15 protein-coding genes are annotated in these 12795 nt (G+C 70.8%); 7 read left to right on the top strand and 8 right to left on the bottom strand.

The features are described from left to right. Positions 1 to 2 precede the first annotated feature (2 nt). Genes JRI60_RS05580 through JRI60_RS05570 form a run of 3 tightly spaced genes read right to left on the bottom strand, consistent with a single transcriptional unit; the run spans position 3 to position 3081 of the window. Positions 3 to 1163: an ABC transporter permease gene (locus JRI60_RS05580; RefSeq protein WP_204224821.1), complete on the bottom strand. Its 1161-nt coding sequence runs from the start codon at positions 1161 to 1163 to the stop codon at positions 3 to 5. Beyond that, positions 1160 to 1855 carry an ABC transporter ATP-binding protein gene (locus JRI60_RS05575; protein WP_204224820.1) on the bottom strand — a complete coding sequence of 232 codons (696 nt, stop codon included), beginning with the start codon at positions 1853 to 1855 and terminating at the stop codon, positions 1160 to 1162. The genes JRI60_RS05580 and JRI60_RS05575 overlap by 4 nt, the downstream gene beginning before the upstream one ends. Continuing rightward, positions 1852 to 3081 (bottom strand): efflux RND transporter periplasmic adaptor subunit, encoded by a 1230-nt coding sequence (locus JRI60_RS05570; RefSeq protein WP_204224819.1) that lies wholly within the window; start codon positions 3079 to 3081, stop codon positions 1852 to 1854. The genes JRI60_RS05575 and JRI60_RS05570 overlap by 4 nt, the downstream gene beginning before the upstream one ends. 248 nt (positions 3082 to 3329) lie before the next feature. Here JRI60_RS05570 and JRI60_RS05565 point away from each other — a divergent pair, with 248 nt between their 5' ends. Continuing rightward, positions 3330 to 3566, top strand: coding sequence for a DUF2171 domain-containing protein (locus JRI60_RS05565; RefSeq protein WP_204224818.1), 237 nt, complete (start codon positions 3330 to 3332; stop codon positions 3564 to 3566). 4 nt (positions 3567 to 3570) lie between these two features. On the opposite strand, the gene JRI60_RS05560 is transcribed toward JRI60_RS05565, so the two are convergent. From JRI60_RS05560 to JRI60_RS05550, 3 genes are read right to left on the bottom strand one after another with little or no spacing between them, the layout of a single operon-like run. Next, positions 3571 to 4941 (bottom strand): DUF2156 domain-containing protein, encoded by a 1371-nt coding sequence (locus JRI60_RS05560; protein ID WP_204224817.1) that lies wholly within the window; start codon positions 4939 to 4941, stop codon positions 3571 to 3573. Further along, the gene (locus tag JRI60_RS05555) at positions 4938 to 6830 is read right to left on the bottom strand and encodes a chloride channel protein (RefSeq protein WP_204224816.1); all 1893 of its coding nucleotides are present in this window, start codon (positions 6828 to 6830) and stop codon (positions 4938 to 4940) included. The genes JRI60_RS05560 and JRI60_RS05555 overlap by 4 nt, the downstream gene beginning before the upstream one ends. Continuing rightward, the gene (locus tag JRI60_RS05550; protein ID WP_239470363.1) at positions 6817 to 7338 is read right to left on the bottom strand and encodes a MarR family winged helix-turn-helix transcriptional regulator; all 522 of its coding nucleotides are present in this window, start codon (positions 7336 to 7338) and stop codon (positions 6817 to 6819) included. The genes JRI60_RS05555 and JRI60_RS05550 overlap by 14 nt, the downstream gene beginning before the upstream one ends. Positions 7339 to 7516: 178 nt before the next feature. Between JRI60_RS05550 and JRI60_RS05545 the strand changes: the two genes are divergently transcribed. The 3 genes from JRI60_RS05545 (at position 7517) to JRI60_RS05535 (ending at position 9749) form a co-directional block, all read left to right on the top strand. Beyond that, complete coding sequence (locus JRI60_RS05545; RefSeq protein WP_204224815.1) at positions 7517 to 8236, top strand: hypothetical protein; 720 nt, start codon at positions 7517 to 7519, stop codon at positions 8234 to 8236. After that, complete coding sequence (locus JRI60_RS05540; protein ID WP_204224814.1) at positions 8233 to 8808, top strand: hypothetical protein; 576 nt, start codon at positions 8233 to 8235, stop codon at positions 8806 to 8808. The genes JRI60_RS05545 and JRI60_RS05540 overlap by 4 nt, the downstream gene beginning before the upstream one ends. Before the next feature lie 149 nt (positions 8809 to 8957). Further along, complete coding sequence (locus tag JRI60_RS05535; RefSeq protein ID WP_204224813.1) at positions 8958 to 9749, top strand: hypothetical protein; 792 nt, start codon at positions 8958 to 8960, stop codon at positions 9747 to 9749. Here the strand turns inward: JRI60_RS05535 and JRI60_RS05530 are convergent. Beyond that, complete coding sequence (locus JRI60_RS05530) at positions 9724 to 10416, bottom strand: hypothetical protein (RefSeq protein ID WP_204224812.1); 693 nt, start codon at positions 10414 to 10416, stop codon at positions 9724 to 9726. The genes JRI60_RS05535 and JRI60_RS05530 overlap by 26 nt on opposite strands. 78 nt (positions 10417 to 10494) lie before the next feature. Here JRI60_RS05530 and JRI60_RS05525 point away from each other — a divergent pair, with 78 nt between their 5' ends. Further along, complete coding sequence (locus JRI60_RS05525) at positions 10495 to 11082, top strand: hypothetical protein (RefSeq protein ID WP_204224811.1); 588 nt, start codon at positions 10495 to 10497, stop codon at positions 11080 to 11082. Between the two features lie 58 nt (positions 11083 to 11140). Further along, on the top strand, positions 11141 to 11461 hold the full coding sequence (locus JRI60_RS05520) for a hypothetical protein (RefSeq protein WP_204224810.1): 321 nt from the start codon (positions 11141 to 11143) through the stop codon (positions 11459 to 11461). 188 nt (positions 11462 to 11649) lie between these two features. Here the strand turns inward: JRI60_RS05520 and JRI60_RS05515 are convergent, their stop codons facing one another. After that, entirely contained in the window at positions 11650 to 12102 is a 453-nt protein-coding gene (locus JRI60_RS05515) for a tetratricopeptide repeat protein (RefSeq protein WP_204224809.1), read from the bottom strand. 97 nt (positions 12103 to 12199) lie between these two features. Between JRI60_RS05515 and JRI60_RS05510 the strand changes: the two genes are divergently transcribed. Then, positions 12200 to 12787, top strand: a complete 588-nt coding sequence (locus JRI60_RS05510; protein WP_204224808.1) for a hypothetical protein — start codon at positions 12200 to 12202, stop codon at positions 12785 to 12787. The last annotated feature ends 8 nt before the right edge of the window (positions 12788 to 12795 follow it).

The raw sequence follows: 12795 nt of genomic DNA, 5'->3' as shown, positions 1-12795 counted from the left end.
GCTCAGGCCACCTTCCTCAGCCCCTCGGCCACGGGAATGCGCACGGCCCGCATCGCTGGAATCGCCCCGGCCAACAGCGACACCCCCAGTGCCGCCAGCGCCCCGAGCAGCAGCGTGCTCTCGCGCATGAAGTCCTTGGGGATGCCGCCCAGCTGCGAGCCCACCGCCCCGATGAAGCCCTGGATGAGCTGCGGGGCGATGAGCACCCCCAGCGCGGCCGAGGCCAGACCGATGACGAGCGACTCGAACAGGACGAGCATCACCACCCGTCCACTCTTGAAGCCCATGGCCCGAAGCGTCGCCAGGTCGCGCGTGCGCTCGCGCACGCTCATGGCCAGCGTGTTGCCGATGACCAGCAGGATGATGAGCAGGATGACGGTGGACACCACCTGCACCGCGGTGATGATGGCCGACAGCATGGAGATGAAGCCCAGCGTGGCCGCGCGCTCGCTCTCGGTGCGCGTGGGGTACGGGCTGTTGGCGAACATGGCGTCCACCGTCGAGGACACCAGCGCCGAGCGCGACGGATCCTCCACCCGGATCATGAAGGCCCCCACCCGGTCCTTCCGATCCTCCGGCATCTTCTCGTTGAGGCAGCGGAAGCCGAAGAAGAACGTGGCGGTGTCCATGCCGCCGCTGCGCACGTCGTAGATGCCGCGCACGGTGAAGGTCCAATCACCCGGATAGATGGTGCCCTTGAGCGTCACCCGCTCTCCCACCTTCCAGCCGTAACGCGCCGCCAGGTCCTTCCCGATGAGCGCACCGCACGGGTCCGCCGTGAAGGCCGCCACCTGCTCCGGAGGCACGGCCACCTCGTCGAACACCTTCATGAAGGAGGGCGGGTCCACGAAGGCCGAGCCGAAGAAGTCCTTCTGCGACTCGCCATACCTCCCGCCGAAGAAGCCATAGAAGGTGATGTCGCTCACGCCGGGCACCGCGGCGATGCGCGGCAGATAGGACAGCGGCAGGTCCTCCGTGATGGACGCCTTGCTACGGGTGAAGAGGCGGTCCGCCTGCGCCGCCGCCGCCCCCACGTAGAACAGGTCCACCACCGTGCGCAGGAAGATGAAGGCCATCACCCCCACCGCCCCCGCCAGCACCGTGAGGCCCAGCCTCAAGGGGTTGCGCAGCAGGTCCTTCCAGACGAGCCGCCCGAACGTCATTGCAGCAGCCCCTTCTCCAGGTGCCGCACCAGGTCCGCCCGCTCGGCGGCATGCGGATCGTGCGTCACCATCACCAGCGTCTTGTGCAGCTCGTGGTGCAGCAGCGCGAAGAGGTCCAACACCTGCTCGGCAGACTTGCGGTCCAGGTCTCCCGTGGGCTCGTCCGCGATGAGCAGGTCCGGGTCCGTGACGATGGCCCGGGCGATCGCCACCCGCTGCTGCTCGCCTCCGGACAGCTGCGGCGGGCGGTGGCTCATCCGGTGCCCCAGGCCCACCACCCCCAGCGCGGCGGCCACGTGCTCGCGACGCTCCGAGCGCGAGAGCGGTGAGAGCAGCAGCGGCAGCTCCACGTTCTCCGCCGCCGTGAGCACGGGCAGCAGGTTGTACATCTGGAAGACGAAGCCCACGTGGCCCGCGCGCCAGTCGGACAGCTCCTTGTCGCTCATGCGCGCCAGGTCGTGCCCGCCCACCTCCACCACCCCCGAGGTGGGCCGGTCCAATCCGGAGATGAGGTTGAGCAGCGTGGACTTGCCCGAGCCGGACGGGCCCATGAAGGCCTCGAAGGCCCCCGTCTCGATGTCCAGGTTCACCCCCTCCAGCACGGGCACGACGAGGTCGCCGCGCCGGTAGGACTTGGAGACCCCCCGGAGCCGGATGATGGGAGGCGTCACTTCCAGTGGCACGGTGCTCATCCGCCCTCCGTCAGCACCTTCACCTTGCGCCCCGTGCGCAACCGCTCGTCCGGCGACACCACCACCTGCGTCCCCGGCTTCGGCCCCTGAGCCAGCGCCACCTCGTCCCCCACCTTCTCCACCACCTGCACCGGCTGGCGCTTCAGCCGCCCGTCCTGCACAACCCACACCACGGACTGCCCCTCGCTCGGCACCACCGCCGAGGCCGGCACTCGCAGCGCCCCGTCCTTCTTCGTGAGCGCCTCCGGGGACAGCTCCTCCTTCAGGAAGGCCACCCGCGAGCCCATGTCCGGCAGCGCGCCCGGAGGTATCTCGTCGAATGCCACGTTCACGTCGGCGGTGGCCTTGGAGCGGTCGATGGCCGGGCGCACCGAGCGCACCTCTCCGGCGAAGGCCTGGTCCGGGTACGCATCCAGGAAGATGAGCGCGGGCTGCCCCACCTCGATGCGCGGCAGTTGCTCCTCGCTGACCTCGGCCTCCACCTCGAGCGCCCCCAGGTCCACCAGCTCGACGATGCCGCCGATGTTCTCCTGCTCGAGCGCGGCGGGCGCGAGCACCGCGCCCTCATCCGCCAGCTTGCGCACCACCGTGCCCTGGAAGGGCGCCCGCACCACGGTATGGGACAGCTGCAGCTCCGCGGCCTCCACCGCGCGCTGGGCCGCGGTGAGCTGGGCACTCGCGGCCAGCTCCTCGGCGGAGGAGGCCTGGGCGAGCGCCTGCGACTCCTCCAAGCTCGCCCGGGTGATGACCTGCGCCTGCGCCAGCCGCTCGGCCCGGACCAGGTCACTCCGCGCCCGGGTCGCCGTGGCCCGCGCGGCGAGGAGCCGCTGGTAGGCCGCCTGGAGCTCCGCACGGGCCCGCGCGGCCGTCACACGGGCGTCCCGGTCATCCAGGCGGGCGAGCACCTGCCCCTTCTTCACCGCATCGCCCTCCTCCACCGCCACCTCCACGAGGCGGCCCGCCACCTGGGGCGCGATGACGGAGCGCCGACGCGAGGCGACGAAACCAGCGGCGGAGAGCTCGGTCTGCTGCTCGCCGGGGCGGGCCTCACGGACCTCGGCCACGCGCACGCTGGGGGCACGGCCCACCACCAGCGCGCCCACCACCAGGGCGAGCACGACGGCGAGCGCTCCCCACCAGAGCCACCGGCGTCCCAGTCTCCGCCGGGGGTGGGCCGAACGGTCAATCCTGAGCGCGTCCAACCTCTGGGCTTGCGCCTGCGCCATGGACATCACCCCCGTGCGTCATGAGACCTCGGTGAGAAAGGTAGGGGGAGACCACGGGGTGTGACCGGCTCCGCTGGCCGCCCGTCCCCTCCTCCGCCGAGATGGACGGGCGCTGCTCCCTCCCCGTGGGAGGGGACGAGTACCGATCGAGGCGCGCGCCCCCGAGTGTTTTCTCCCCTGGGAGACACGACATGTAGGGGACGAGGGGGAACGAATCCGTGAGGGACGACCATGATTGAGGGACGGCGATGATCAGCCCGGATGACATCCAGGAAGGCATGACGGTCAGGGACCTGGAAGGCCGGAAGCTCGGCACGGTGGCGAACGTGGGGGAGACCCACTTCGAGCTGGAGCAGGGATGGCCCGCCCGACGGGACTACATGGTGCGCTACCACGGAGTGGCGCGCGTGCAGGGCCGGGACGTGTACCTCGCGCCCGCGCCCACGCCCGTGCCGCCCGAGGACGAATCCCTTCCGAACAGATGAAGGCTCAGACGTGCTCGAGTGTCGGGTGGCGGCGCGCCCAGAAGAGCAGCACCGCCGCCGTGGCCGGAGCGAGCACCGCCACGAACATGACGAGCCAGTCGCCGGGCCCTCGTGCGCGAGGGGCGTTGTAGAGGAGTGCCTCGAGGAGCGTGAGGCACGCATCCCCGGTGATGACCGAGGCCAGCAGCGTGGCGAGCCACTTGCGCCAGTGGCGGACGAGCGAGAAGAGCGCCACCGTCAGCCCCACGTCGAAGAGCACCCAGCCCCACTGCACGAGTGGTGAGGGGAAGCGGGGCGCGTTGGCCGGCAGCGCGAGCAGCACCGTCCAGGGCACCAGCAGCACGGCGAGCAGCCAGACGAGCAGCAGGGGCCGGAGCAGGAGCGTGGCCACGCCGAAGCGCGCGAGGCTGCCCCGGGCGAAGGCGGTGAGGGCGTCGTACAACGGCCAGGGCCAGGGCGTGGAGCGCCGCGCGGGCCAGGCCAGGTGGATGCGGTCCCACGCGTGCGGGCGCAGCCGGGCCTTGAAGGACCGGAGGCCCTCGAAGTCATAGAGGGGCGTGCCGACCACCCGGGCCGCGCGCAGCCAGCCGGCCACCGCGCCCGCCAGGGGAGCGAGCCCCAGCGTCAGATAGCTCCGGCCCTCCTCCGCCGCCGCGCGCATCACCGCGTCCACCAGCAGCTCCGCGGTGCCGTTGGGCGCCTTCCTGTCCCGCATCAGGTGCTGCACGAACCAGCCGTTGCGCGCGTACACCGGCACCGCCGACAGGAAGGCCACCACCTCCCCGTCCCGCTCCGCCACGAAGGAGCGGCGCTCCTCGGCCCAGGCGTACGGGGAGAGCTGCACCAGGAAGCCCATCGGCGCCATGCGGCGGGAGCGCAGCCAGCGCTCCATCAGCCGGTCCACCCCCGCCCGCATCGGGTGGCCGGGGTCCTTCAGCTCGGCGGGAGTCACCTCGCGAATCCTCACGCCCTTGGCCCGCGCGCGGCGCAGCTGCTCGCGCAGGCTCCGGCTCTCGCGCACGCCCTCCTCCCACCGCCTCGGGTCCCACACGGGCTGCTCGCCGATGGACAGTCCCCTCAGCGCGGCGGCCTCCAGCATGCGCTGCTCGGTGGCGAAGAAGCACAGGCGCCGGCCCGACGCGGCCGCGTGCGCCTCGAAGCGCTCCGCCACCTCGGCGAGGCGCTCCTCGGGGGCGATGGGAGCACCGGCCACCACCCAGGCCCCGCCCGTGTCCACGTACGCCACGCACGCGTCCTCGCCGTCGAACCAGTACGAGTACCCTGGCTCCAGCACCTGGAAGGACGTCGCGTTCCAGCCGTATCGCCGCAGCAGCGCCAGCACCCGCGGGTGCGCGTCATGGGGGATGCCACTCATACCGGCAGGGGGGACTGGGGCCTCGAGGGCGGACGGCCACCTCCGATGCCCTGCTCGGCCTGGTGCGCCTCCTCCAGCCGCCGCCGGTGCGCGGCCAGCAGATCGCTCCGCGTGAGGATGCCCACCACCTTCCACGGCTCCCGCCGCGTCACCACCGGCAACCGCCCCACGTCCTCGCGCACCATGTGGTCCGCCGCCTCGCGCAGCGTGCTGTCCTCGAAGACGACCGCTGGGGGCTTGCGGATGAGCTCCCGCACGCGCCGCCCCGCCACCGGCTCGCCCTCCAACAGCTCGCGCCGGGTGATGACGCCCACCAGCCGCCCCGTGCCATCCACCACCGGGAAGCCCTGGTGCCGGGTACCCTCGCCTCCCGTGGCGAGCCACGCCCGCGCCGAGGCCACGGTGTCATCCGCCGTGAGCGTCACCACCGGCCGCAGCCCGTGCGCGCTCACCAGCGTGTTGGCCAGCACGTCCGCCGAGTACTCGAAGGGCACCCGTGCCCCGCGCCGGGCCAGCTTCTCCGTCATGATGGAGTGGCGCATGAGCAGCGACGAGACCAGGTAGGCCGCCGCGCAGCCGCCCAGCAGGGGCAGCAGGCCCAGGGGCTGACGCGTCGTCTCGAAGGCGAACACCACCGAGGTCAGCAGCGCGCGCGAGGCCCCGGCGAAGATGGCCGCCATGCCCACCAGCGCCGCGATGCGCACGTCCACGCCCAGCCCCGGCACCAGCCACACCGCCAGCGCGCCCAGCGCCGAGCCCAGCCCGCCTCCGATGGTGAACAGCGGCGCCAGCGTACCGCCCGACGTGCCGCTGCCCAGCGCGATGGACCAGGAGGTGAACTTCAGCAGGCAGAAGACGAGCGCCGCCGTGCCCACGAGCCGGCCGGAGATGATGGCCTCGATGTTGGAGTAGCCCACGCCCAGCGTGCGCGGCTCGAAATACCCCACCACGCCCACGGCGATGGCGCCGAGCGCCGGCCACCACATCCAATGGATGGGCAGCTTCTCGAAGGCGTCCTCGATGCGGTACACGGCCCGCGTGGCGATGACGGAGGCCACGCCGATGAGCGCGCCCATGCCGATGTAGAAGGCCAACGCGCCTCCACCCGGCGCCGCCACGTCCGGCATGTCGAAGGCCGGCGCCCCTCCGACGAAGGCCATGCGCACCGCCGTGGCCGTGGAGGTGGCCAGCGCCACCGGGATGACCGAGCGCGGGCGGAACTCGAAGAGCAGCAGCTCGATGGCGAGCAGCACCGCCGACACGGGCGCGCCGAAGGTGGCCGCCATGCCCGCCCCGGCGCCCGCCGCCAGCAGCACCTTGCGCTCGTCCGCCGTCACCTTCAGCACCTGGCCCAGGAACGAGCCCATCGCGCCGCCGGTGGCGATGATGGGGCCCTCTGCGCCGAACGGCCCGCCCGTGCCGATGGCCACCGCCGACGACAGCGGCTTGAGGAACGTCACCCGCGGCGGAATCCGGCTGCGGTTGAGCAGCACCTGCTCCATGGCCTCGGGGATGCCGTGGCCGCGGATGGCCTTGGAGCCGTAACGCGCCATCACCCCCACCACGAGCGCGCCGAGCACGGGGATGACGAGTACCCAGAGCCCCAGCGTGTGGTCCGCCGGGGACACCTCCTGGAGGGAGAGCCGGCCGTAGAAGGCCAGGTTGGTGATGAGCGCGATGAGCGCTCCGAGCAACTGGGCCACCAGCCCCGCGGCGATGGCGATGAGGATGCACAGGCCGCTGATGACCACCACGCGTCCATCCATCGGCCCCGTGGCCAGGGGTGCACGCGGCTCGTTCTCCAGCGTGGGCCCCATGGAGGGCGCGACCGGCAGGGACTCGCGGTCGCCAGTGCCCTCGGAGACCGAGGTGAGCTCAGGTTTCTTCATGGTGTCGTTTCCCCTGACGGCGCCGCGGGGGCGCCTCGTCCTCGAAAAAGAGTGGAGCGGCCTCCGCGTCCAGGCCGAGCTCGCGCACCAGCGTGGCGAGTCCCTCGGCGAGCGCGGCGCGCTTCGTGGGCTCCAGCTTCCGCAACCCGGAGATGAGCCGGGCCTGGGCCATCGGCGGAGCGCTGCGCATCAGCTCCCGGCCCTCGGGCGTCAGGGAGATATCCACCCGCCTCCCGTCCACCTCCGAGGGCTTCCGGGACACCAGTCCCCGCTCGATGAGCCGGCTCACCACCACCGAGACCGAGCTCTGGTGCGTGAAGGTGCGCTCGGCCAGCTCGTTGATGGAGCACGTGCCCGCCTCGGCGAGTTGTTGGAGCACGAAGAGCTGGGCGCCGCTGATGCCGACGAGCCCCTCGGAGGCGCGAGCCGACACGCGCAGCAGACGCACGATGCGCCGGATGGCGTCCATCACCGTCTGGACGTCCTCGCGATTTGTATGGGAGCCCATACAATTCACCGAATATGCCCGGCCGGGGTACTTCGCAAGGTGAACGTGCGGCGGGAGTGGCTGCCTCCCCGGCGGGGAAGCGCCCTCATGCACGGGCCTACACCGGGAGTGCGTATGACAAAGCGGGCCCGGGCGCGGTACATCGGAGCCCTCCCCGTCCTCTCAAGGAGTGAGTGGGTTGAAACCTCGACACACATCCCCCCGCCTGTGCCGTCCCGTCGCGGCCGGGCTCGTCCTCTGGGCGCTCGTCGCCCTCCTCCAGCCGGCGGAGGCTCGCGCCGGCAACGCGCGGCTGCTCACCACCGACGAGGCCGCCGCCATCAAGTACCCCGTCATCGGCCTGCAGCGCTCGGCACTGCCGCTGGCCCTGGGCTTCGCGCTGGACACCTCCGTCCTGGCGGACCTGGCGCTCACGCCCAACCTGGGCCTGCGCTGGGGGCTGGAAGCGGGGCCCCACCGCTTCGTCGTCGGCGCGCGCTACGCGAAGTTCATGGGCGCCTCGCTCCTCTCCGACGTCGTCACCTCCCAGGAGCCCGCGGTGAAGCGCTACGACGCCAGCTTCAGCGGGCCCAGCTTCTACGCGCTGTACGGCGTGTCGCTCGGCCGGGTGCTGGTGCAGGCCGAGGCGCGTCACTCCCGCTACCAGACCGCCTCCACCTCGGTGACGGGCGCGGTGGTGGTCAACGTCGCCGGCAACTGGTCCATCGTGGGGGAGTTCGGCACCGTGCTGCGCGAGGGCCTGCCCCTGCGCGGCGCGGCCGGCATCCGCTACGCCGGAGAGAACCTCGGCCTCTCGCTCGGAGCCGCCTACGTGGACCTGACCGAGCCCATGCTCCCCTACAACGACGGCCGCATCCCCGTCGTCCCCGCCTTCGACCTGTCCTGGACCTTCCGATGAGACGCCAGCTCCTCGCCCTGCTCTGCCCGCTCCTGCTCTCCGCGTGCTCCGCCGAGGTCGCCGTGGAGACGGAGCCCATGTCGCAGACCATCCCCATCACCTCGGTGCTCAAACCCGTCTACGCCGAGGTGGCCATCGACCTGCCCCTCGAGACGCAGGGGCTGGACGTCACCGTGAAGGAGATCACCGCCACGCTCACGGTGCACAACCCCTCGAAGGCGTTCACGCTGGAGACGTCCGCGCGGCTGTCCTTCACCGGCACCGCCACGCCGGACGAGCCCATCACCTACACCGACCAGAACCTGCCCCCGTACTACGCCACCGCCGAGGTGCTGCTGGCCCCGCGCAACTTCGCGCCCAACACGAGCACGCCGGTGGTCATCGACACGCCGGGGCTGGTGAAGGCCATCGGCCAGAAGCGCATCTGGGTCATCGTCAGCAACACGGTGACGCGCGCGACCATCGGCGAGGCGCTGCCGCTGAACATCGAGCTGCGGGACGTCGTCCTGCACGCCGTCGTCACCAAACCCTTCCAGGGGCTGGAAGGCGCGCTGGGCCCCGGCGGCCTCTGAGGCGAAGTGGAGGAGCCGGGCCCGAGACCCGCCCGGACCCGGCTCCCCTCGACGACACGCGGTTCGGGCCCCCCCGACGACCGGCCCGCGGGGAGATTCCTAGCGCACCGGTCTGACAAGTCCCGGGAGCCCGGGTAGGCTCGGGGGCGGTGCTCTCGCTCACGATTCTCGCCCTCGCCACCGCCGCTCCCGGCGTGCCCTCGCGCGCCGCGTCTTCCCTCGTGCTCGCCCAGGCCCCCGCGCCCGGAGAGGCCCAGGCGGACCTCGCCCAGGCGCGAGCGCTCGCCAGCGCCCTGCGCTACGAGGAGGCCGTCGTCGAGTACCAGCGCTACCTCGGCCAGCCGAACCGCCCCACGGCCGAGCGCGCCCAGGCCCTGCTGGAGCTGGGCTTCATCCACCTGCTGCTGGACGACACGGTGAACGCCGAGCAGCGCACCAGCGAGGCACTGGAGCTGGACGCCTGGGTGCGGCCTCCCGCCGACGCCCCGCAGAAGCACAAGGATCTGGTGGAGCGGGTGCGCGCGATGTTGGCCGCCCGGCCCCGGCTGGAGCTGCTGCCGCGCGAGGACGCGAGCCGCCCGAAGCAGGTGCGAGCCACCTTGAGGGACCCGCAGGGCAGGGCGAGCCAGGTGATGCTGCGCCACGCCCTGGTTCCTGGGGGCCCCTACCGCGCCGCGCCCATGGAGTGCCAGGAGGGCACGTGCGAGGGCGAGCTGCCCTCCCCCAGCCGCGAGGCCTCGTTCACCGCGTGGTACTTCGTCGAGGCGCTCGACGCCCAGGGCAACACGGTGGCGCGGGCGGCCAACCCGTTGGCGCCGTTGCAGCTCGCCGTCATCGAGCAGAAGCCCTGGTACGAGAGCCCCTGGGTGTACGCGGGAGGCGCGGCACTGGTGGTGGGCGCGGCCTCGGTCTTCTTCATCGCCTCCGACCCGCGGAAGTAGGCCGCGCACCAGGGGCGCGCGGCGCGAGCGCGAGGGAGCGGTACACCTTGGACTCGGCGAAGGTGGGGATGTCCGTGGGGCGCTGGGCCCACCAGTTCATCACCAGGGTGACGCGCAACCGCGAGCTGCCCGGCAGCTTCCCGTTGGGAATCTGGTTGTCCGCGTCGAGCACGCCGTGGGTGAGATCGCCCCGGAAGTAGACGAAGCGGTTGGGCCTGGGCATCGCGAGGTCGAAGTCGCTGGTGTCGGGAGCCAGTGAGGGGTTGTCCTCGCAGGGCAGGGCCTTCGTCACCGCGAGCGCCCCACCGCGGACGCTGTTCATGAACAGCAGGGAGGTGAAGCGTGGGTGCACGAGCGGGCCGCCGCGCAGGGCGAGCTTCTCGTCGCGGTCCTGGTGGAAGTCCACCTGCACGTCCGTGGTGCGCATGCGGGAGAACCACCACTCGACGCCGGCGAGGCCTCGGCGCGGGGGCACACGCGGGCGCAGTTCCAGAATCACCTGCTCCACGATGTTGGAGGGCTGGCCGAGGTCGAACCAGAACGTCGTCTGGTAGGTCTGGCGCAGACGCTCGGTGCCCAGGGCGCGGACCTTGCGCCACAGGCGGGCGAAGTCCGCGTCGGGCAGGGCATGGTCGTGGATGTGGACGAGGGGTGCGCGAGGAGGCATGGCGGGCACGACTCTAGCGATTCTGGCGCCTTCCGGTGCTGAGCCTTCCACTTCGGAGAAGCCCGGTATCATGCCCACATGAAGGGTCCTCGTGAGTCGAATATCCCGCTCGCCTTCTGGTTGATGCTCTGCCTGTGCGCCGCCCCCAGCACGGCGGAGCCGCCCGTACTCCTCGCCCAGGCATCCAGTCCCGTGATGTCCACGGCGGCACGTGCCGTGCCCACCATCATGGAGTCCACACGCGCCAGACTGGTGGCGGCGCTGGCTCGTGGTGACGTCTCAGCGGCCATCGTCGCGTACGAAGCGGACACGGGCCGCCAGGCTCCAACGTGGCTGACGAATCTACAGACGGCCTACAGCGCGGCAAGCCAGGTCGTCGGCAAGTGCCAGGAGGTGGCACGCACCATCTACATGGCCTACGACCGGCTCGACCAGAAGCCCGAGTACATCGCGTTCAGGGCCAGGAATGGAATCGACTACATGACGTTCGATCTGGTGAACGGTAAGAACACGTCCGTAACGCGAACTGGCTACCACGTCGCAGTCAAAGTGGGGGACCTGATTCGTGATGCCTACACAGGTCCGCTCGGAATGAAGCTGTCGGACTATCTCGCCAGACTTCACGCGATTGCTGGCGTTGATTGGCAGATCGTCAAGAGTCCCTGAGAACAAGCGCCCCAGAACTCCCATGACTTCTGCCCCTAAGGCCTCCAAAGTTCCCAGCATGCTGCTCGATTATCTGATGCGAGTCCGCCGAGATGCACAAGCCGGGCGCTTGGGCATGCATATTGGGGAGCCCAATGTGGATCGCTTTCAAGGACTCATCGTTGGCTACCACATGTGCCAGCTCGACCAGGGTGTAAATGATGTCGAGTATAGCCAATTTCGAGAGTGGCTACGGGATAGAGGTGAATTCCCTACGGAAGGCTGGGAAGCTAAATACCTGCGAGACTGCGGTGGAAATCCCGAGCAGGCCATCCGCAAGTACCTCGATTTCGTCGCCGAGTTCCTGGCCTCGCACCGACAAGAGACGGCGGGGAAATGATGGCTTGCAAGTGGGCGTTGAGCACTGGCCGCTCCCTCTCCCTCTGGGAGAGGGCTGGGGTGAGGGTCTTTTCCCCAGGAACGCGGGCAGAAAATCCGCTGGCTGCCCAGCCGGGCCGACTCGTCATTGCACCCCCTCGTGTAGAACAGGAGGAAGCTCAGGCACTTCCGCCACGAGCGCCCACCTCCTCAGGCACCCAGCACGCGCCGGAGCGCCTCGGCCTGCCGCCGTCCTTCGGGCTCCGTCTCCTGGAGTGCCTTGACCACGTGCCCGCGCGCGCGCTCCGGTTGCGCCTTCGCCAAGGCCATCGCCATGCAGAGGTTGGCGCGCGGGTGCTCCGGGTGAGCCGCCAGCACGGGGGCCAGGACACGCTCCGCCCGGGTCCCCTCCTCCTCCTCCAGGTACAGCATCGCCAGGTCACACGCGGGCCCCGGCTCGCCCGGCGCCTGGGCATGGGCCCGTTCCAACAACGCCCGTGCCTGACCGCGCTCCCCCGCCAGATCCAGCGCCCGCGCCAGACCGTGCATCACCTCCACCGACCCGGGCGAGGCCCTCAAGGCCGCCTCCAGCAGCCTGCGCCCCTCCTCCACGTCTCCCGCCTCCAGCCGGGCCATTCCGTCCTGGTACTCGCGCTCTCCCATGGTGGTTCCTCCCTCCTACGCGGTGCGGCGAGCGCCCACGCGCAACCGCGCACCCGCCTTTTACGAGAATAGAGAAAAGCCCTCGCCCCCGACCGTCATGATCATCCGAAATGATCGCGCCCCCCTCCTCCGTCCGCTGACCTCCCGCCCCGGACCGTCCGCGCCCCCCCAGCCCGCCACGCCCGAGACTCCGAGCCACCTGCGCGATTCCTTCACCACGGGTGCGCCGACGGTGCAGCGCACGGCGAAGATCGCGGCGGCGCCCGCGGGTGACCATGGCAAGCTGATGCGGGACTACCTCACCGGTGCCCGCCCCCCGCCCGCGGACTTCGCGAAGGTGATGGGCTACACGCCCAACACCGTTCAGACCCGGCACGGGACTCGGATGCAGGACCCATTCGGCTCCGCTTCCGCTCCTGGAAAGATTGGCCCGGACAAGGAGTTCGACCCCGCGGCCAAGACGCACGATTACGGCTACGACCTGCTGCGGTACTACGAGCGCAAGGGCACGCCGCTCGGACCGGAGGCGCGCAAGGCCGCGGACGCACTCTTCCGCGAAGACCTCTTCCACTACGCCAACGACCAGAAGGGGCTGGCGGACCGCTGGAAGTACCGGAGCTGGGCGCAGATCTACGCCACCGCGGTGGAGCTGAACTCCCTCCGCCAGGGCTACGGCCCTCCGTAAGCCAGGAA

The organism is Archangium violaceum (assembly GCF_016887565.1).
GTDB classification, from domain to species: domain Bacteria; phylum Myxococcota; class Myxococcia; order Myxococcales; family Myxococcaceae; genus Archangium; species Archangium violaceum_B.
Note: the sequence above shows the minus strand (reverse complement) of the source record. Positions and strands in the feature narration are given on the sequence as shown.